The 19,055-nt window shown below is 61.8% G+C and carries 13 protein-coding genes and 1 pseudogene; 4 read left to right on the top strand and 10 right to left on the bottom strand.

The window, feature by feature from the left end:
- Positions 1-4 precede the first annotated feature (4 nt).
- The 3 genes from AS156_RS06950 to AS156_RS06940 all read right to left on the bottom strand — a co-directional run bounded on the left by AS156_RS06950 (position 5) and on the right by AS156_RS06940 (position 3,864).
- Entirely contained in the window at positions 5-1,282 is a 1,278-nt protein-coding gene (locus AS156_RS06950; protein WP_347336614.1) for an efflux RND transporter periplasmic adaptor subunit, read from the bottom strand.
- Positions 1,283-2,986: 1,704 nt separating this feature from the next.
- Complete coding sequence (locus AS156_RS06945; protein ID WP_066501760.1) at positions 2,987-3,325, bottom strand: hypothetical protein; 339 nt, start codon at positions 3,323-3,325, stop codon at positions 2,987-2,989.
- Positions 3,326-3,528: 203 nt separating this feature from the next.
- Positions 3,529-3,864, bottom strand: coding sequence for a hypothetical protein (locus AS156_RS06940; protein ID WP_136626060.1), 336 nt, complete (start codon positions 3,862-3,864; stop codon positions 3,529-3,531).
- A 640-nt stretch (positions 3,865-4,504) separates the two neighbouring features.
- Between AS156_RS06940 and AS156_RS45930 the strand changes: the two are divergent.
- Positions 4,505-4,648: pseudogene (locus AS156_RS45930) on the top strand (hypothetical protein); the annotation flags it as partial.
- A gap of 285 nt (positions 4,649-4,933) precedes the next feature.
- Positions 4,934-9,169 (top strand): Ig-like domain-containing protein, encoded by a 4,236-nt coding sequence (locus AS156_RS06935; RefSeq protein WP_245312576.1) that lies wholly within the window; start codon positions 4,934-4,936, stop codon positions 9,167-9,169.
- Positions 9,170-9,274: 105 nt separating this feature from the next.
- On the opposite strand, the gene thiD is transcribed toward AS156_RS06935, so the two are convergent.
- On the bottom strand, positions 9,275-10,078 hold the full coding sequence (gene thiD, locus AS156_RS06930; RefSeq protein ID WP_066501748.1) for a bifunctional hydroxymethylpyrimidine kinase/phosphomethylpyrimidine kinase: 804 nt from the start codon (positions 10,076-10,078) through the stop codon (positions 9,275-9,277).
- A 164-nt stretch (positions 10,079-10,242) separates the two neighbouring features.
- Here thiD and AS156_RS06925 point away from each other — a divergent pair, with 164 nt between their 5' ends.
- Complete coding sequence (locus AS156_RS06925) at positions 10,243-10,488, top strand: Lrp/AsnC ligand binding domain-containing protein (protein WP_066501746.1); 246 nt, start codon at positions 10,243-10,245, stop codon at positions 10,486-10,488.
- A gap of 33 nt (positions 10,489-10,521) precedes the next feature.
- Here the strand turns inward: AS156_RS06925 and AS156_RS06920 are convergent, their stop codons facing one another.
- A complete protein-coding gene (locus AS156_RS06920; protein ID WP_066501745.1) occupies positions 10,522-11,454 on the bottom strand; it encodes a c-type cytochrome in 933 nt (310 codons plus the stop codon).
- 163 nt (positions 11,455-11,617) lie between these two features.
- Here AS156_RS06920 and AS156_RS06915 point away from each other — a divergent pair, with 163 nt between their 5' ends.
- Positions 11,618-12,040, top strand: a complete 423-nt coding sequence (locus AS156_RS06915; protein ID WP_066501744.1) for a CHRD domain-containing protein — start codon at positions 11,618-11,620, stop codon at positions 12,038-12,040.
- A gap of 78 nt (positions 12,041-12,118) precedes the next feature.
- Here AS156_RS06915 and AS156_RS06910 read toward each other — a convergent pair whose 3' ends face one another.
- The 5 genes from AS156_RS06910 to AS156_RS06890 all read right to left on the bottom strand — a co-directional run bounded on the left by AS156_RS06910 (position 12,119) and on the right by AS156_RS06890 (position 18,881).
- Complete coding sequence (locus AS156_RS06910; RefSeq protein ID WP_066501742.1) at positions 12,119-12,565, bottom strand: c-type cytochrome; 447 nt, start codon at positions 12,563-12,565, stop codon at positions 12,119-12,121.
- Between the two features lie 101 nt (positions 12,566-12,666).
- Positions 12,667-14,976, bottom strand: coding sequence for a xanthine dehydrogenase family protein molybdopterin-binding subunit (locus tag AS156_RS06905; protein WP_066501844.1), 2,310 nt, complete (start codon positions 14,974-14,976; stop codon positions 12,667-12,669).
- 131 nt (positions 14,977-15,107) lie between these two features.
- Entirely contained in the window at positions 15,108-16,637 is a 1,530-nt protein-coding gene (gene murJ / locus AS156_RS06900; RefSeq protein WP_066501739.1) for a murein biosynthesis integral membrane protein MurJ, read from the bottom strand.
- Positions 16,638-16,681: 44 nt separating this feature from the next.
- The gene (locus tag AS156_RS06895; protein WP_066501737.1) at positions 16,682-17,833 is read right to left on the bottom strand and encodes a DegT/DnrJ/EryC1/StrS family aminotransferase; all 1,152 of its coding nucleotides are present in this window, start codon (positions 17,831-17,833) and stop codon (positions 16,682-16,684) included.
- A gap of 31 nt (positions 17,834-17,864) precedes the next feature.
- Positions 17,865-18,881: a Gfo/Idh/MocA family protein gene (locus tag AS156_RS06890; protein ID WP_066501735.1), complete on the bottom strand. Its 1,017-nt coding sequence runs from the start codon at positions 18,879-18,881 to the stop codon at positions 17,865-17,867.
- Between the last annotated feature and the right edge of the window lie 174 nt (positions 18,882-19,055).

The raw sequence follows: 19,055 nt of genomic DNA, 5'->3' as shown, positions 1-19,055 counted from the left end.
AGCTTCATTCTTCGGAAACTTGCGGATTGGCGCTGAACGGAATTGGGGTCTTGTTGTCTATCAGCACGGGCGAGCCGTTGTGGAGCTTGTTCTGCCCCGAGCTCACCACGACATCGCCAGGCTTGACCCCATCCAGGACCGCTACCTGGTCGCCCCGCGCGTCGCCTGTTTTCACGAACACCTGTTCGGCGACATACTGCTTCTCGCCGCCCTTGCTTTCTCCCTTACCCTCGTGGCCCTCTTTGATCAGGTAGGCGATATCGCCGTAGGAATTGTAGTAGATCGCCGTCTTCGGCAGCGTCACGTAGTGCTGCACTGAGCCGACGTCGATATCGACGGTCGCAAACATGCCTGGCCGCAGCTTCTCATCGGGATTGTCGAATGTCGCCCGGACTTGGACGTTGCGGCTCGCCGCGTTGACGAGCGGATTGATCGCCAAAATCCTTCCAGTGAATTTTTGATCGGGGTAGGTATCGACCTTGGCGGAGACCTCCTGCCCGACCTTGATCTGTGCGAGCGCCTGCTGCGGCAGATACAAATCGATGAAGATCGGATCAAGCTGCTGCAGTGTCACGATCGGAGTGCCAGGCGCGATATACTGGCCGAGATCGACCTGTCTGATACCGAGCTGGCCCGAAAACGGAGCCGTGATCGATTTATATCCGACCAGCGCCTGCTGCTGAGCAACCTGCGCCTGGTCGCTCTTCAATGTTGCAAGATCTGTATCAGCTGTCTGTTGACTGACCGCATCAGTCTGCCGCAGGTGGGTGTCGCGATCATAGTTAAGTTGCGCGAGCGCTTGCATCGCCTTAAGGGACTCGAGATGCGCAATATCGTCGGCAGCCTCCAGTTCGACAAGCAGCGTTCCCTGCTCGACCTTCGCGCCAGATTTGAAGTGGATCGCCTTGACGATGCCGGAAACCTGCGCACTGAGATCGGCGCCCTTCTCCGCCCTCGCGCTGCCGACGGCCTCGAGGCGCTTCTGCCATGGTTGCGTAGCGGCGGTGATGGTGGACACGGTTTGCGGAGGATTCCGCAGGCCCGCAATCGCCTTTTGGATCATCCGCGCCTTGAAGGCCTCAAAGCCAAAGATCGCCGCGAAGGCGACGCCCACGAGAACGAGCATGATGGCCATGCGCCTCACCATACCGAAATCCCCGGCTGAGAAGGGATATTCGATAACGCGCGTGCCCGACCTTGGTCCCAAACCTCTCGTGGACGTGTTCCGCACCCAGAGCATGACCCGGAAAAACAGAGTCGGTGGATCGTGAACCCCGAACAACGCGCCGATCTCGTCGGCTGTTTGCGCACTTCGTCTGACAATGCCGTGCCGCTATCCAAGACACCCGCATCGGGCGGCGCGCCAAAACCGTTGGAGGGCGGATGTCGCTCAAAAGCCCATCACAGCAGGACGCAACCGGTTCGCACGAACCACCAACCAAGACCAACTGCAAAGCATGATGACATGCAATGAGGAGACCACACACGTTCGACGGATGAACCGTGATCTTCTCTACCTTAGGCCATCACTGATCCGGTTGACCGTCATCGTGGGCAGCTTGGCTCATGTCCTGATAACATAGGGCAGCCTCCCTGCATTGGTCAGTATCACGTCGGTATTGATCCGAAATCCACTTGGCCCGCGACAGGCGACAGATTGCCTCATTCCGCGGGCTAGATCTCATTCCTAGAAGTTACTCGGAAGAAGATGTTTCGACGAAGGTGCGGCTGCCGCGCGGCCCCTTCGATTCGCGGATTGCTTGCGAGTTGCACATTTCCGGCTGGAACTCACTCACCGAATGTTCCGTTGCTCGCGATCTTCAATGATCACCTCCGCCAAGGGGTGTCCCGTCACACTCTTCGTTCTCGTTCTGAGGTGCACCGCCTGTGCAAATGGGGCCGGATCGGAAAAACGCTGACGCCCACCGCTGCGGTCACGCCGATCGAAAAAAGGACACGCCAGATGTCTGTCCGCCGGACCATACATCAAGGGTCAGTTAGGCATATGCAAGCAGCAAAGGGATCACCGGAGCTGTCCCCAGTGATCCCTCATGCCAGTTGGAACTGCAAGCAGACTGGCTAGCTGCCGCAGCGTCGACCGCCCGCATTTGCACTGGCCTTTGGACCCTGGCCTAAGGACACTCGCTGTTTGGACACTGGGTCCCGTCGGACCCTGGTCGCTCATCAGCACTCGTCGCTTTCGGCGCTCGTCGTATCGGCGCTGGATGGCGCGAGAACCACATCGATCAACCGGATAACTTAACGGCTAATGCAACGAAGAGTTCCTCAATTCTCGCGAACACCTTGCCCTCTTCTGAGGGTAGGACCGCTAATGCGCACGGAACGCCCCCGTCGAAGAGTTCAAGATCACCGCGATCTTCTGCGGCCAGAGATCGGTGCTTTCGCTGCTCGCTGCCGTCCGATCCAGACGGGCCGCATGCACGCCGCCGAAACTTAGCTTCGCGCCACGGTGCCTTCGAGATCAACGATCCGCGTCTCAGGCGTTGCCATGCAACGATCGCCAGCAATCCATAAGCCATCAACAGGAGCCCAATAAAAATACAGGCCTGATGAATCCGGTAGGCCTTGAGAATCAGGCCCGCAGGGATGGGGATGAGCCCGCCAGATCATAAAGGTGTCAGATTCGGTGTCGGGCTCGCTTGCAAGACGGAGCGTTTCGCTCACGTGATGATGGAGCCAGGCCTTCTGCAGCCTCGGACGCCCTGCCCCCGTCTTCTCGATGCAGCGGTGTCTGATATGCGGCGTTCAGCCGGGCATTCCACTCGTCGATCTCGATTTTTCGCATCGGGCATTTTAGTTGACACGCCGTTCGAGCGATCGACGCATGCCGCAATCTGATTGTCCGATTGCGCAGAGGCGAACCGGACAGCAATCTGCAGGAGGCCAGCAAGAATGTAATGTAGTGAAGTTTCGCTGGATGTGCCCTCTACATTGCGATGGGACTTGATCGCGCGATGATTTCTCGTCACTTCACGGTGACGGCAAAGTGGCCTTTCTGAATCGCGAGCTTGCCCTCAAGGGCAATGATGTCGGCCGAAAAGTCGCCTTCGATTCTGTCGGCATCCATCTTCGTGATGGTCAGTGTGGCCTGTGCGTTCTCGCCTTCGTCAATCTTGTAGTGATTACCGGCGGCGTTGAATTCGAGGCATGGGGCATTTTGTTGGCAATTGCGAGTGAGTTTCTGCGTTCCGGTCGCGCTGCCATCAAACTGCAATCGAGGAGAGGTCATATCGATTGTATGGGCGGCTTTGACGATCGGAGCCGTGTTCACGAGCACGGCGTTACCCAGCTTCAGAACGATCAATGACGTTCTGCTCGCTGACCATGGCTTGTCTCCAATTTGTGCCGATATCTCGTCGCCTGCGCCGGTGGTCGATACGATCTTGGGCGGTTGGCCTTGAGACTGCGGGCTCGGGGCCGGTCGAGGTAACGGCTGTTGAACTGCTCCAGCGCCGGGCATCTGCAAATTGAAATTGAACACCTGCCACTTACCCCGACCATTCCTGGTCAGTTGCACCTTGGCGACAGAGCTACGTCATTGTCCAGCGTGAGCGTGCCGGAGACGCTGCCCTGGCCGTTCTCGACCTTGCGCTCGGGCCATGATGCACTCATGTATCGCGTCAGGCCTGCCCGGTTTGCGAGCGCAGTAAAGTCACTTTCACTCATGGCCTGTTGGAATGCCGGCGAAGCACTGCGGTAGGCCGCTTCCGGTCCGTCTGAGGCAATAGTTGCGAAGAAGTTGGTGGCTGACTCGGCTATGCCCTTGGTGAAATAGTAAACGGTCGTGTCAGCGACGGCTCCAATGGCGACCACGACTCCCACACCAATCAAAATCTTGCGCATTATCGACATGCTCGAATCGTTCCCATTTTTGAGGGCTCGTAAAGGTCGAGCGTTACGCTGGCGGCCTTCTCCCTACCTCCTCGTCGTCCTATCGTTTTCTCAGAAATGGATGCTTGCGAGGCGACCACTGCGTTTGCGGATATCGCCGGCAACGCAGGGACTCAGGATGCATCCTCTCGCCACTATTGGAGTGACCGACCATACATCAATCGGCACCACAGCACGTCCTTTCGCCATCCTCGTTCCATTGGAGACGCACAATCCGGCAGCAAAGGCCGGCCAGGTTTGCGCGGAGTGAGCACCGGCGAGTCTACTCGCGGACTCCAATAACGCCTTGTCGCGGAACTTCGCGTGCCCGCCGTTCGCGGCTACACACGTTAAAATTGTCGTCGCGCGACAATTCAGCACACATTATGAGCGCGAAGGTTCCATCACGGCTCATCGACGCAGCCTGATCATTTTTTACTCGCAGTATTGCACGGTAAATCAGCGCTGAGAGCGTGACTTCAGAGCTGATTGTAGGTTTGTCCGCTGTTCCCTTCGAGGAACAGATGCATAATTCATGGCACGCGAGTGCGTCCCGACTGATACTTCGATTTTTGCCAAAGTTCGTAAACTCGCCTGAACTCCGTCGTACTGGATGTGTTCTATTAGGCGCACAACCTCACTAAGAGCACAACCTATCATGGCAATGAACTCAAACTACGCGAGCGTCATCGTTGGAACTTCCGGATCAGACGTTCTCTTCGGAGGCACTGGAAACGATCTTCTCATGGGTGGAGCTGGCAGCGACGTCTTCGCAATTTCGAAGGGCTACGGTTCCGACACGATCGGCGACTTTCAGGCCGGCGCCGGCGGTGACATCCTGCGCGTTCAGAACTACGGGTTTGCGAACTTCGCCTCGTTCGTCGCCGCAGCCAAGCAGGTAGGCGCCGACACGATCGTTACTCTGTCGAGCACCGAAACCCTGACGTTGCAGAGCGTCGCACTCTCCTCCCTGGTCGCCTCCAATGTCGTCCTTGACAATCCTCTTCAGGGAAGCGCCCCACCGAACACGGCGGCGCTCTCGGTGCAGGCCGGCGGCACGCTGACCGGCAGTGCGGCGAACGACTCCCTGAAGGCGCTTGGAACCGGGGTCACCCTGATTGGAGGCGTGGGCGACGACAGCTACTTCGTGTACGACCACAACACCAAGGTTGTCGAACAGCCCGGCCAGGGCATCGATACCATCAACTACGAGGCGGTCAACGACAAGACGGTCGACGGCTACAGCCTCGTCAATGCGCCGAATGTCGAGAACCTGATCTTGGTGGGCAACTACGCTTCGCCCGCCACCGGCAACGATCTCGACAACATCATTATCGGCAATGCCGGCAACAACATCATCGACGGCGGCAAGGGCAATGACGTGCTCAGCGGTGGCGCGGGCATCGACACCTTTGTCATCGCCGCCGGCAACGGCAACGATGTCATTACCGATTTCAAGACTGGCACCGACGGCGACATCTTGCAACTCAACGGCACCGGCTTCCACAGTCTGTCCGACGTCACCGCGGCTATGAAACAGGTCGGCACTGATACCGTGCTCACCCTCAGCAGTGGCGAAACCATCAGGATGAATAATACCAAGGTCGGGGATTTCACCACGGCCAACGTCAATATCGTCACGCCGCCGACTGACATGGTGCAGACCTTCAACGATGATTTCAACACACTCTCGGCGGGCCAGGACCCGCATCTGACTTGGCGTACGAGCTATGCCTGGGGCGGCCCGGACGGTTACTCGCTCTCAGGCGAGCAACAGGTCTATGTCGACCCGAGTTTTTCGGGACTGCCGGGAAGCCTTGCGGGACTGCCGGGAAGCCAGGCATCAGCACCGCTCGGCCTCAACCCATTCTCGATCCAGGACGGTCATCTCGTCATCACCGCGCAGCCACTGCCGGCAAGCGATGCACCCTATGTCGGCGGCCACCAGTTCTCGTCGGGTATGATCTCGACCCAGAACAGCTTCGCCCAGACCTACGGCTATTTTCAAATGACGGCCACACTGTCCGGCACGCCCGGCGCATGGCCTGCCTTCTGGATGCTGCCGACCGATCCACACAATCTTGCCACAGAACTCGATGTGCTCGAAGCGTTCGGCACCCATCCCGACCAGTCGCATTGGGGGTTCCGATCCTCGACCACCTATGATCAGGGATACTGGGCGAATACCGCCGATCTGACCGCTGGACAGCATACCTTCGGGGTCGAGTGGACGCCGTACACGCTGACCTATTTCGTGGATGATGCGGAGGTGGGGCAGGTGCCTACTCCCTCCGACATGAACACGCCGATGTACATGATCGCCAACCTTGCCATGGGAGGCGACTGGGCCACCAATGCCGCCCCCGACGCGACGGCGAGTGTGTCAATCGATTCCATTACCGCATATCAGCTGCCAGAATACACGCTCGCGAACTACACGTTGCTCACGAGCGGAGCGCCGACCAAAACGATCACAGGGACCGCAGGGGCCGATACCCTGACCGGCACGTCGGGCAACGATTTGATCGACGGAGCGGGAGGCGCCGACACCATGAGCGGCGGCGCCGGCGACGACACCTATATCGTCTCCGACCCGAACGCCAAGGTGGTCGAAGCCGCGGGCGGCGGCATCGACACTATCAAGTCGTCCGTCACCTACAGCCTTCCCAGCTATGTCGAGAACCTGACCCTCACCGGCTCAGCCGCCATCAACGCCACCGGCAACTGGGCGCCGAACATCATCATCGGCAATGATGCTGCGAACGTCATCACCGGCTGGCGCGGCAATGACATACTGACCGGCGGTGGCGGCGCGGATACGTTCGTATTTAATGCCGGCGACGGCTCGGACATCATCACCGATTTCACGCCGGGCTCGGGAGCCGGGCACGACGTCATCCAGCTGAACGGCTACGCCTTCACCTCGTTCAGCGACATCCAGGCGGCGATGACCCAGGTTGGGAACGATGTCTATCTGGCGCTGACGAGCCAGGATACGCTGGTCTTGCGCAACACCACGATCTCGTCGTTCACCACGGATGATTTCCAGCTTCCCGATTCGCTCCCGGTCGGCGGCCCGATCGGCGCATCCTTCATCAACGGGAGCGCCGCCAGCCACACGATCTATGGCACGTCGGCCAATGACAAGATTACGGCGTTCAACTACGACGACACGATGATCGGATGGAGCGGTGATGACACCTATGTCGTCAACAACCCGAACCAGAAGATCATCGAGAATCCCGGCGGCGGCATCGACACCGTCGAGGCCTCGACCTCTTATACCCTGCCTGACAACGTCGAAAACCTGACCATGATGATGGGAGGGTTCACCGGCACAGGCAATCAGCTGGCCAATCGCATCGTGGGATCAAGCGGCGACGACGTCCTCAACGGCGGCGGCGGCAACGACTGGATCTCCGGAGGCGCGGGGAACGACACCTTCGTCTACACCCCGGGCAGCGGCAACGTCACGATCGCCGATTTCCATCCTTTGACCACCACCAGCGCCGAGCACGACCAGCTCTCGCTGAAGGGCTACGACCCTTCCGCCTACCTGACGAACGTCGGTGACGTTTGGACCGTCCATTATGCGCGTGGGACGGACACGCTGCAGCTCGTCGGCGTGAACCAGCTTACCGCATCGGACGTCACATTCGTTACCGACTGGAACACGCCGATGACCATGGCGGGGCTCGCCGCTCCGACGGCTTCGTTCTCGGATGATAGCGGTGTCACCGCTTCGAACCTCACCGCCACAAATCACCTGACCCTGACCGGAAGTGCCCAGGCAGGTGTCACCGTCGAAGTCTTTGATCAGGCCGCCCTCATCGGGACCGCCGTCGCCGACGCAACCGGCGCCTGGTCGTTCGCGACGGCAACACTGGCCGATGGCAGCCACCTCTTCACTGCTGAGGCTGCGGATGCCATCGGCAATCTCAGCGCAGCTTCTGCCGCGTTGAACGTAACGGTCGATACGCAGCCTCCCCTGGCTCCCAACTTGATCTCCGCCGGGCTTGCCTCCGGCAGCATCATAGCTTCCGGTTCGGCGGAAGGCGGAAGCACCGTCAATTTGTATGACGGGACAGTCTTGCTGGGCACGACGGTCGCGGCATCCGACGATTCGTGGAGCATCAACGCCGATGCGCTGGCGGCCGGCTTGCACAAGCTTTCTGCCATCGCGACCGACGAGGTCGGCAATCAAAGCCCGTCCTCCAATGTCCTGGCGGAGGTGATCGGTACGACGATCGAGGCGACCGGCACGACGTCATTTACCCAGGTCGGAGACGACTATTACATGTCGGTCGCCGACGCCGGGGTGCAGCTGAAGTATGCCGGTGCGCCGGTCACGGCGGGGCAGTTCGGCACATGGTCGCCGGTTGCGGCGGAAGCAACCTCAAGCGGATATGATGTCGCCTGGCAGGATTCCATCAGTGGGCAGTACGCGGTATGGTCCACCGACAGCAACGGCAACTTCGCGTCCAAAATCATCAACAGCGCGTCCGGAACCGATGCATCGCTCAAGTCGGTCGAGACCGCCTTCCACCAGGACCTCAACGGGGACGGCGTGATCAACACGCCATCGACGGTTGTCGATGCCACCGGAAAAATGGTCTTGAACCTCGCCGATATGAGCCAGCCGGTCACGATCGAGACCGGAGCCACGTTGGAATTGACCGGCGCCGTATCCGGGGCGGTCACGTTCAACGCCACAGCCGGCACGCTGGTGCTCGATCACGCCTCCCAGTTCAGCGGAAACCTGATCAATCTCAGCGGTAACGGAACCCCATCCACCTCGAACCAGATCGACCTGAAGGACATTGCTTTCACGAGTGCAACGTCCGCATCCTATTCAGGAGATACATCCGGTGGCGTGCTGACCGTGTTTGATGCTCAAAATCATACTGCGAACCTTTCGCTGAGCGGCGATTACACGAACTCGACGTTCAAGCTTTCGAACGACGGGAGCGGCGGGACACTGGTGATTGATCCACCCAAGGACGGATCTGATTTCGGTTCGGTTTCGACGCCGCAGCCGACACCGGCCCCCCAAGCTGCGACAGCCGCGCGGACGGCGGGAGACAACTTTGTGTTCGACCGTGCCGGCTCATCGGCAGGCGCGGCCGATTTCACATTTGAGCCCGTCAATAACCCGGCGATGCCGCAGCTGGACCGCCTCCACGTCTCGCCGGCACCCGACCATGTCGAGCTCCCCCACGTTGTCGCATCCGTGGATGCCCGCCTCGCGGAGTTTCACAACTTCATGCTTCACCAATAGGTCCCGAAAGACTTGCGGAAAACCAACGCCGCTCCTCTCGCCACCCTCAGATTGGGGGTGGCCGACGGCACGCGGGGATCTAGAGGCTAGCGCGGCAGCGTCGTGTCAATCCGGATAGTACTTGTGGAAATGATGCACGGGTCCGTGGCCGCGCCCGACGGCAAAACGATCCGCTGCCGCAATTGCCGCCGTGATCCAGGCTTTGGCGTTACGCACGGCGGTTTCCATGTCCTCGCCTTTGGCTAGTCCCGCCGCGATTGCCGACGACAGCGAGCAGCCGGTGCCGTGCGTGTTCGCTGTCGCGATGCGCGGCGCAGCAAGCGCGATGGTACGTTCGCCATCAATCAGATAGTCGATGCTCTCAGCGCCGTGCGCGTGGCCCCCCTTGACCAGCACGGCGCGACATCCCATCGCCAGCAGCCGCCTGCCCTGGTCCTCGACGGCGGCCTCGCTCTCTGCGACCGGCTCGTTCAGGAGCGCCGCGGTTTCCGGCAGGTTCGGCGTGATCAGCGACGCACGCGGAAACAGCATGGCCTTGAGCGCATCGACGGCTTCTGCCGCCAGCAGGCGGTCACCCGAGGTCGCGACCATCACGGGATCGAGCACGACATGGCGTGGTGCCCAGCGCTTCAATCCATCGGCGATCGCCGCGATCGTCTCAGCCTGCGTTACCATGCCGATCTTGACCGCACCGACGACAAGATCGGAGAACACTGCATCGATCTGCGCGGCGACGAATGCCGCTGGCACAGGGTGAATACCGCTCACCCCCGTTGTGTTCTGCGCGGTCAGCGCCGTGATCGCCGAGGCGCCGTAAACGCCGAGCGCGGCAAAGCTCTTCAGGTCGGCCTGGATACCCGCGCCGCCCGAGGAATCCGAGCCGGCAATGGTGAGCGCGATCGGCGTCATTTTGCTGCGCCTGCGGGTGAAACGAATGGGATCATGACCTGTTCCTAGCCCGGCCGTCCATTGGCAGCAAGTTCGCCTGACATTACCTCAACTTGATCTCGACTTGGCCTTGCCTTGGCCCCCCGTTTTTGGCCTATTGTCGCCGGTATCCCGGAGACACAGCGATGGTTCCTTTCTTCGTCCAGATCAAATGCAAGCTCGGCCAGTCCTACACCGTCGCCAACGCGCTGGCGGAAGCCGAGATTGCATCCGAGATCTATTCCACCGCAGGCAATTACGACCTCCTGGTGAAGTTCTACGTCGACCACGACACCGACATCGGCCATTTCATCAACGAGAAGGTGCAGGTGATCCCGGGTATCCAGGACACGCTGACCATCATCACCTTCAAAGCGTTCGGGACGAAGTGAGGTGAGCGGTCAAAAGTCCGGATTGGTCGCGCTTCAGGACTCCTTATCAGGCTTCTTCGGTGGCTTCGGCGGCCCTTCGACCGGCGGCAGCGACTTGATGTAGTCGGAGATCGCGTCGAGATCCTGGGACGAGAGCTGCGAGGTGTTACGGATCACGCGCACCATCGAGCCACCGGCACTGTCGCCGTCCGGGGTCTGCCCGGTCGAAAGGAAGTAGGCGATATCCTTCGCGCTCCAGTCAGAAAGTCCTTTTTGCGTGATGTTAGGCACCCAGCCCTTGCCCTCCGGGTTCGGGCCGCCGGCGAAGCGTTGCGCACTGACGATGCCGCCGAGAAAATTCCGCGGGCTGTGACACTCGGCGCAATGGCCGAAGCTGTTGGCGAGATAGGCGCCGCGATTCCACTGCGCCGAGCGGCCGGCATCGGCCACGAACGGCTTGCCGTCCATGAACAGCCATTTCCAGACGCCGATGTTGCGGCGGATGTTGAACGGGAATGGCACGTCATGGTCGCGCACCTTGCCCGCGACGGGCGGCAACGTCTTCAGATAGGCAAAGAGGTCGCGCACGTCATGGACCTTGGCGTGCTGATACGAGGTGTAGGGAAACGCGGGGAAGTAGTGCGTCCCCGATGGGGAGGTGCCCTTCATGAGCGCGGTGACGAAGTCAGCCTCACTCCAACGGCCAATACCGTCGTTCGGATCGGGCGAGATGTTCGGCGCATAGAAGGTGCCGAACGGCGACGGTATCGCAAGCCCGCCGCCGAGCCTGGTGCGGTCGTCCTGCTTCGGCACGGCATGGCAGGAGGAACATCCCCCCGCATTGAACGTTGTGAGCCCGTTGGCCAGGTCAGGCTGGTAGACTGGCAGTGCACTTGCAGCAATGGTCGCGGGGATCGCCAGCCACCAGTACACGCCGAAGCCGGCGATGCCGGCCAGAATGACCAGCAGGAGAATTCGTCGAAGCATTCACTGATCCGTCATTGGGCCCTTCAACTACCGCTAGTATGAACGCTGAGCGATGCATATGCTTCCATCAAATTTCGCCCGCTCGAGGCGATTTTGGGAATAAATCTGGAAGGCTGCTGTTTTGAGGCTGATACCGTCGCTTGACGTCAACAGGGAGAACACAATGCCCAACAAGACCATGCTTGCCGCGCTGACATTGAGCGCCGCGGTCGCCTTCGCCGGCCCCGCCTTCGCCGAGAAGCTGAAGGCAACGCTGACCGGCAAGTCGGAAGTGCCGCCGACCACCAGCGCAGCCACCGGTACCGCCGACGTCGATTACGACGCCGCGACCAAGAAGCTGACCTGGAAGCTGTCCTATTCCGGCCTGAGCGGCCCCGCCACCGCCGCGCACTTCCATGGTCCTGCCGAACCGGGCAAGAACGCGGGCGTCGCAGTCGCGATCCCGAACGCCGGCTCAAGCCCGGCCGACGGCAGCGCGACGCTGACCGACGCGCAGGCCGCCGATCTGCTCGCCGGCAAGTATTACGTCAACATCCACACCGCGGCGAATCCGGGCGGCGAGATCCGCGGTCAGGTCACGAAGTGATCCAAGCAAGAAACGGCCGACACAACGAAAAGGGCGGACGCTTTCGCAGCGCCCGCCCTTTTTGCGCGATCACCTATATCAGCTCTTCTTGACGCGGAATGTCTCGTGGCAGCCGCCGCACTGCTTGCCGATGACAGTCAGTTCGGCCTTCAGGGTATCGAGATCCTTGATCTTGCCCTTTGCGTCGGCGACGGACTTGGTAAAGCTCGCAATATGCTGCTCGAACCCAGCCTTGTCTTCCCAGATTTTTGGCGAGGCGGAGTAATCGCCGTCCGGCTTGAGGCCTTTGATGCTTTCGGGAAATAGCGTCGGCAGCTTCTTGGCGGTGTCTTCGAACTTCGCCAGCGCCACGTCGACCGTTGCCTGATCATAAGGCTTCTCGCCCTTGATCATCGCTCCCAGCGCGCCCGCGTTCTTGCCGGTTTCCTTCATCTGAGCCTGGGTCTGCTTGACCTGATCCTGCTGCGCAACGACACCAGCTGCACTGAACACAAGCATCGCTGCAACGACGACCATCCGCTTCATCGGCAATTTTCCTCGATTTCGGTTGCTCCGGCCCATGGACTAGCAGGCCGGCTCGTTCGCGAACCCCGCAGGCAGAGGTTCATTCCGCCTGCGGCGCTTTGTCAGAGTTTGTGCTGGCGCTGTGCCTCGCGGATGGCGATCCAGACCCGCTCGGGCGTTGCCGGCATGTCGATGTGGTCGATCTTGTACTCGCGCCACAGTCCTTCGACGATCGCATTGACCACCGCCGGACATGAGCCGATCGCACCGGCCTCGCCTGCCCCCTTCACGCCAAGCGGATTGGTCGTGCAGGGAACGTTGCTGGTCTCGAACACGAAGGACGGTCCGTCGGAGGCACGCGGCATCGCATAGTCCATGAACGTGCCTGTGACGAGCTGGCCGTCAGTCGTGCTGTAGACCGCCCGCTCCATCAACGCCTGGCCGATGCCTTGCATCGCGCCGCCGTGCACCTGACCGGCGAGTAGCAGCGGATTGAGCGTCACGCCGAAATCGTCGACGATGACATAGCTGACGATCTTGATGATGCCGGTTGCGGGATCGATCTCGACCTCGGCGAGATGCGTACCGTTCGGATAGGTGCCGTCAGCACTCGCGAACGTCGCGCTGGCATTCATCTTCGAGGAATCGCCGCCGGGACGCTTGGCGAGATCGGCGAAGCTGACCGAACGATCGGTGCCGGCGATGCGGATGCGGCCGTCGGCAATCTCGAGGTCGCCGGCGCCGGCTTCGAGGGCCTGCGCGGCGAGCTCCTTCAGCTTGTTGCCGAGGTCGCGCGTCGCACGCTCGACGCTGACACCGCCTGAGGGGATCGATGACGAGCCGCCGGTGCCAAGACCGGTCGCGATCCTGTCGGTGTCGCCCTGCAGCACATGGACGCGCTCGGGCGGCACGCCGAACTGCTCGGCGACGATCTGCGCATACGCGGTCTGGTGGCCCTGCCCGCTCGACTGCGTGCCGATCAGGATGGAGATGTCACCATTGGGATCGAGCGCCACATTGGCGGTCTCCTCGCCCATGGTGCCGCAGACCTCGACATAGCTCGCCATACCGATGCCCCGCACCAGCCCGTCCTTCTTGGCCGCCTTGGCACGCTTCGGAAACTCCTTCCAGTTGGCGATCTCCATCGCGCGCTTCATGTGCGCGACGAAATCACCGGAGTCGTAGACCTTGCCGGTCGCGGTCTTGTAGGGCAGCGATTTCGGCGGAATAAAATTCTTCCGCCTGATCGCATCTGGCGTCATGTCGAGCTTGCGGGCCGCAGCGTCAACGAGGCGCTCGATCACATAGGCCGCCTCGGGACGGCCGGCACCGCGATAGGCATCAACCGGCACCGTGTTGGTGAACACGGTGCGGACCCGACAATGGAAGGCCTTAATGTCGTAGAGGCCCGGCAGCATGCCGGCGCCCCCATGCGGGATATAGGGCGCGAAGGTCGAGAGATAGGCGCCCATGTCGCCCATCAGGTCGACGTCCATGCCGAGGAACTTGCCGTCCGCGGCCAGTGCCATCTTCGCGGTGGTCAGGTTGTCGCGGCCCTGCGCGTCGCCCATGAAGTGGTCGGAGCGCTCGGCCGTCCATTTAATGCTCTTCTTCAGCTTGCGCGCGGCGACCGAGATCAGCGCGTATTCGCGGTAGGGGAAGAGCTTGGTGCCGAAACCGCCGCCGACGTCGGGGCAGATCACCCGCATCTTCTCCTTCGGCATCTTCAGGATCATGTCGCAAAGGATCTCGCGCAGGCGATGGCTGCCCTGGCTGCCAATCGTCAGCGTCAGATGATCCTTCTTGGCGTCGTATTCGGCGACCGCCGCGCGGGTCTCCATGAAATTGGTGATGACGCGAGGATTGACGATGGTGATCTCGGCGACCGCGTGGGCCTTGGCGAAGGCCTCTTCAGCCGCCTTCTTGTCGCCGATCGAGACGTCGAACAGCACATTGCCCGGCTTGTCGGGCCAGACCTGCGGTGCGTCCTTCTTCACGGCGTTGATAAGCCCGGCAACGGCAGGCATCGGCGTCCACTTGACGTCGATCGCCTCGATCGCGTCGCGGGCATGATCGAGAGTGTCTGCGACCACGAAGGCAACGGCGTCGCCGACATGGCGTACCTCGTCCTTGGCGAGGATCGGATAGGGTGGCGCGGTGAACGGATCGGTTTCGAGGTTGAACAGGCACGGCAGGCCGCCGAGATCGGCGACGTCGGCCGCGGTCAGGATCAGCGCCACCCCGGGCATGCCGCGGGCCTTGGTCGCGTCGATCGTATATGTCGCATGCGCATGCGGCGAGCGCAGCACCAGCGCGTGCAGTGCGGGAGACGGTGCAACGTCGTCGGTGTAACGGCCCTTGCCGCGAATCAGGGCGTCATCCTCTTTGCGGCGCACGCTTTGACCGACGCCAAATTTGATGGGAGCTGCCATCGTCTCTCCAATTGTCTTGGTTTGTTTGATCCGCATATTGGCGTGGTTGTCAGAGAAGCGCAAACCGCTTTGCGCAGGGCGCGACGCCATCGCGCATCTCACCCCTATGCTGTTGATTTGACAGGGCAAAACTAGACGCGGCGAAGCGCGAACAGCCAGCCGCGGCCAAACAGCACGAACACCGAGAAACCGTAGACGAACAGGCCGACGGCGACGAGCAGAAGCAAGATCAGTTCGTCGCGGAATATCTGCATCGGCGCGAACCAGACAGCGGCGAAGTGCGAGGTGAGCCAGAGGCTCACCGCCAGCAGGATGCCGCAGACCGCGAACTTGCCAAGTGACTTGATCAGGGTGTGATCGAGATCGAGGAAGCCGCGGCGCACGGCGAAAAAGAGCACCAGCAGCAGATTGATCCAGGCCCCGATCGCGGTCGCGAACGCGAGCCCGACCTGCGCCAGCGAGCCGACCAGCGCGACCTTGAGCGCGACGTTGACCGCGACCCCGGTCAAGGCTGCCTTCACCGGTGTCGCCGTGTCCTTGCGGGCATAGAAGGTCGCGACCGCGCTGCGGATCATCACGAAGGGAATGAGCCCCACCGCATAGGCGGCAAGTGTTGCGCCCGCTGTTGCGGCGTCGGCCTTGGAGAAGGCGCCGCGCGCAAACATCGCGCGCATGATCGGGTCGGCGACCGTCAGGAACGCCGCCACGAACGGCACCGAGAACAACAGCGTGAAATCGAAGGCGCGGCGTTGTGCCGCCTTGGCGCCGGCGTGATCGTCGGCAGTCAGGCGCCGCGACATTTCCGGCAGTAGCACGGTGCCGATCGCGATTCCGATGACGCCGATCGGCAACTGATTGAGACGGTCGGCATAATAGAGCGCCGACAGCGCACCGGCCGGCAGGAAGGTCGCGATGATAGTGTCGGCGAACAGCGCGACCTGCGTCCCCATCGAGCCCAGCGTGGCCGGCCCCAGCGCGCGGAAGAAGGCGCGGACGTCCTCATCGAGCTTCAGGGGCGCAAAGCGTGGCAAGCCGCCGTGGCGCGCGAGGTCGCCAGCCAGCAGCAAGAACTGCAGGAAACCCGAGATCAGCACACCCCAGGCCGCGGCATGACCCGCGCTCGGGAAGAACGCGGCCAGCGCCAACGTCATCATCATCGCCAGGTTGAGAAAGATTGGCGCCGCGGCGGCGCTGGCGAAGCGGTGCATCACGTTGAGCATGCCGCCATAGAGCGTCACCAGCGTGATCAGGAGCAGATAGGGAAAGGTGATCCGCGTCAGCGCGATCGCGAGCTTGCGCTGCTCGATGTCGTCGGTGAAGCCGGGCGCCAGGATGCTCATCGCCTGCGGCATGAACAGCATTGCCACGACAAGCAGGACTACCTGCGAGGCGAAGAGAAGCGTGAAGATGCGGTCGGCGAACAGCCGCGCCGACGCCTCGCCGCGCTCGCCATGGACGTGGGCGTAGGCCGGAACGAAGGCGGCGTTGAAGGCGCCCTCGGCAAAGATCGCGCGGAAGTGATTCGGCAGCCGCAGCGCCACGAAGAACGCGTCCGCCACCGGACCCGCGCCAAGGATCGCCGCAAGCATGATGTCGCGCGCGAACCCGGTCAGCCGCGAAAGCAGGGTGTAACCGCCAACGGTGAAAATGCGCCCAAGCATGCGGTGCTTCTAGCGCATGATCACCGGACCAACAAATTGCGCATTCAGGACGAGAGCGCGCCGCGCACGGCCTGGATGATACGGTCCTGAGCCGCCTCGTCGAGATAGGCATGCATCGGCAGGCTGATGACGTCCTCCGACAGGCTTTCGCTGACCGGCAGGCCGCCGTCGGCAACCGGGAAGTCGCGATAAGCTGTCTGCTGGTGCATCGACTTGGTGTAGTAGATCGCGGTCGGAACGCCCTGCGCCTTCAGCGCTACCGCAAAGGCGTCGCGGTCGGTCCCTTTGGGCAATCGGATGGTGTATTGGGCCCAGACCGAGGTGGAGCCTGAGGCGAGCTGTGGCACGGTCACGACATTGCCGAGGCCGCGCGAATAGCGGTCGGCGATCACGTTGCGCGCGGCGATCTCGTCCTCGAATATCTTCAGCTTCTCGATCAGGATCGCAGCCTGCATGGTGTCGAGCCGCCCGGTGAGACCGAGGCGGACATTGTCGTACTTGTCCGAACCCTGGCCGTGCACGCGGATGCTGCGCAGCGTGTTCGCGAGGTCGTCGTCATCGGTGGAAATGGCGCCGCCGTCGCCGAAACAGCCGAGCGGCTTTGCCGGAAAGAAGCTCGTCGCGGTGGCAAGCCCAAAGGTGCCGAGCTTGCGACCCTTGTAGCTGGCGCCGAAACCCTGCGCGGCGTCGTCGAGCACGAACAGGCCCTCGGCCTTGGCGACCGCAGCCACCGCGTCGTGATCGGCGCTCTGGCCGAACAAATCGACCGGAATGACGCCGACCGGCTTCAGGCCACGTGCCTTCGCAGTCGCGATGCCGCGCTTGAGCGAATTCGCATCGATGTTGAAGGTCGCCTCGTCGACATCGATGAAAACCGGCGTCGCGCCAGTCAGCGCTACTGATTCGCCGGTCGCGCAGAAGGTGAAGGATGGGCAGAACACCGCGTCGCCCGGCCCGACGTTCTTCGCCATCAGCACCATCAGAAGCGCGTCGGTACCGCTGGCGCAGGTCACCACGTGCTTGGCGCCACTGTACTCCGCCAGCGCCTTCTCCAGCGCCGTGACCTCCGGGCCATTGATGAACTGACAATGGGTGAGAACGCGGGCAACCGCCTCATCGATCGACTTGCCTAGCCGCTGGCGTTGCGCGGAGATATCGATGAATGGAATGGGTTCTGGACGCATGTGCTGGTTCATGGAGCTCTTCGCGGGTGATTTGGAGATGACATCAGCCGACGACGCGGCGCGGTCCCTTGAGCGCCGTCGTGGCGGCAGGCCTGGCAGGCGATTCCAGGCAGCGGATCGCAATCTCGAGGCTGGCCACGCCCTCGTCGCCGGACACCGCCGGCAGCTTGCCGGTGCGTACCGCATCGAGGAAGGCGATCAGCTCCGCACGCAGCGGCTCGTCGTGCCCGACGGGCAGATGGCGCATCGAATAGCTGCCGTCCGGCTTGAAGCCGAAGCACTCGGTGACCTGGCGCGTCAGCAGGTCGCCCATCACGTATTTGCCGCGGGTCGCCACCGTGACGTTGCGCGCCTTGAACGGCGTCAGCCAGTTGGTGTTGATGTGGGCAAGCACGCCGGAGGCGGTGCGGAACTGGAGCAGCGCGATGTCCTCGCGCTCGGCCACCGCGCTCGAAAGCTGCGGCTGCACCTCGACGATATCGGACTCTGTGAACCAGCGGATCAGGTCGATGTCGTGGACAGCGAGGTCGATCACGACGCCGACATTGGACATCCGCGGCGGGAACGGGCCGACACGCGTGATGCCGATCGACAGGATGTCCTCGCCCGAGATCGCCTGCTTGATCGCGGCGACCGCCGGATTGAAGCGCTCGACATGGCCGACCATCAGGGTCACGCCGGCACGCTGCGCGGCAGCAACGATCTCGCGGCCCTCATCGACCGTGGATGCGACCGGCTTCTCCACCAGGATGTGGATGTTGCGCGCGATGCAGGCGAGCGCGATGTCGTGATGCAAATGGGTGGGGGCCGCGATCGTGACCGCATCGACGCCTTCGGCAAGCAGCTGATCGAGGGTCTCGAAGGCGCGGCAGCCGACCAGATCGGTGGCGCGCGAGCGGTGTTCCGGCAGCGGGTCGACGATCCCGATCAGCACGACACCCGGCAGCCCGGCCAGCACGCGGGCATGATTGCTGCCCATCACGCCGGCGCCGATCACGCCGACGCGCAGTGCGCGCTTGATGTCGGCCTTCGCGCCCGATGCGGAGACTTTTGCATTCATATTGTAGACCCCAAGTAACGTTCTGGCGGTTGTCCCGGCTTCTCAGGGAGCCACCCCGGCTCCGAGGGGAATCAGCGTCACGGCTGCATCCCATGTTTGGCGCTTTGGCGCGAACCACGACCCGCTTCGTTGGCAGCCGCTATAGCACGGCGCCATAAATGTGGCGATTGCCAA

It is taken from the genome of Bradyrhizobium macuxiense, from assembly GCF_001542415.1.
Classification (GTDB): Bacteria; Pseudomonadota; Alphaproteobacteria; order Rhizobiales; family Xanthobacteraceae; genus Bradyrhizobium; species Bradyrhizobium macuxiense.
This window is presented reverse-complemented; position numbering and strand designations above follow the sequence as displayed.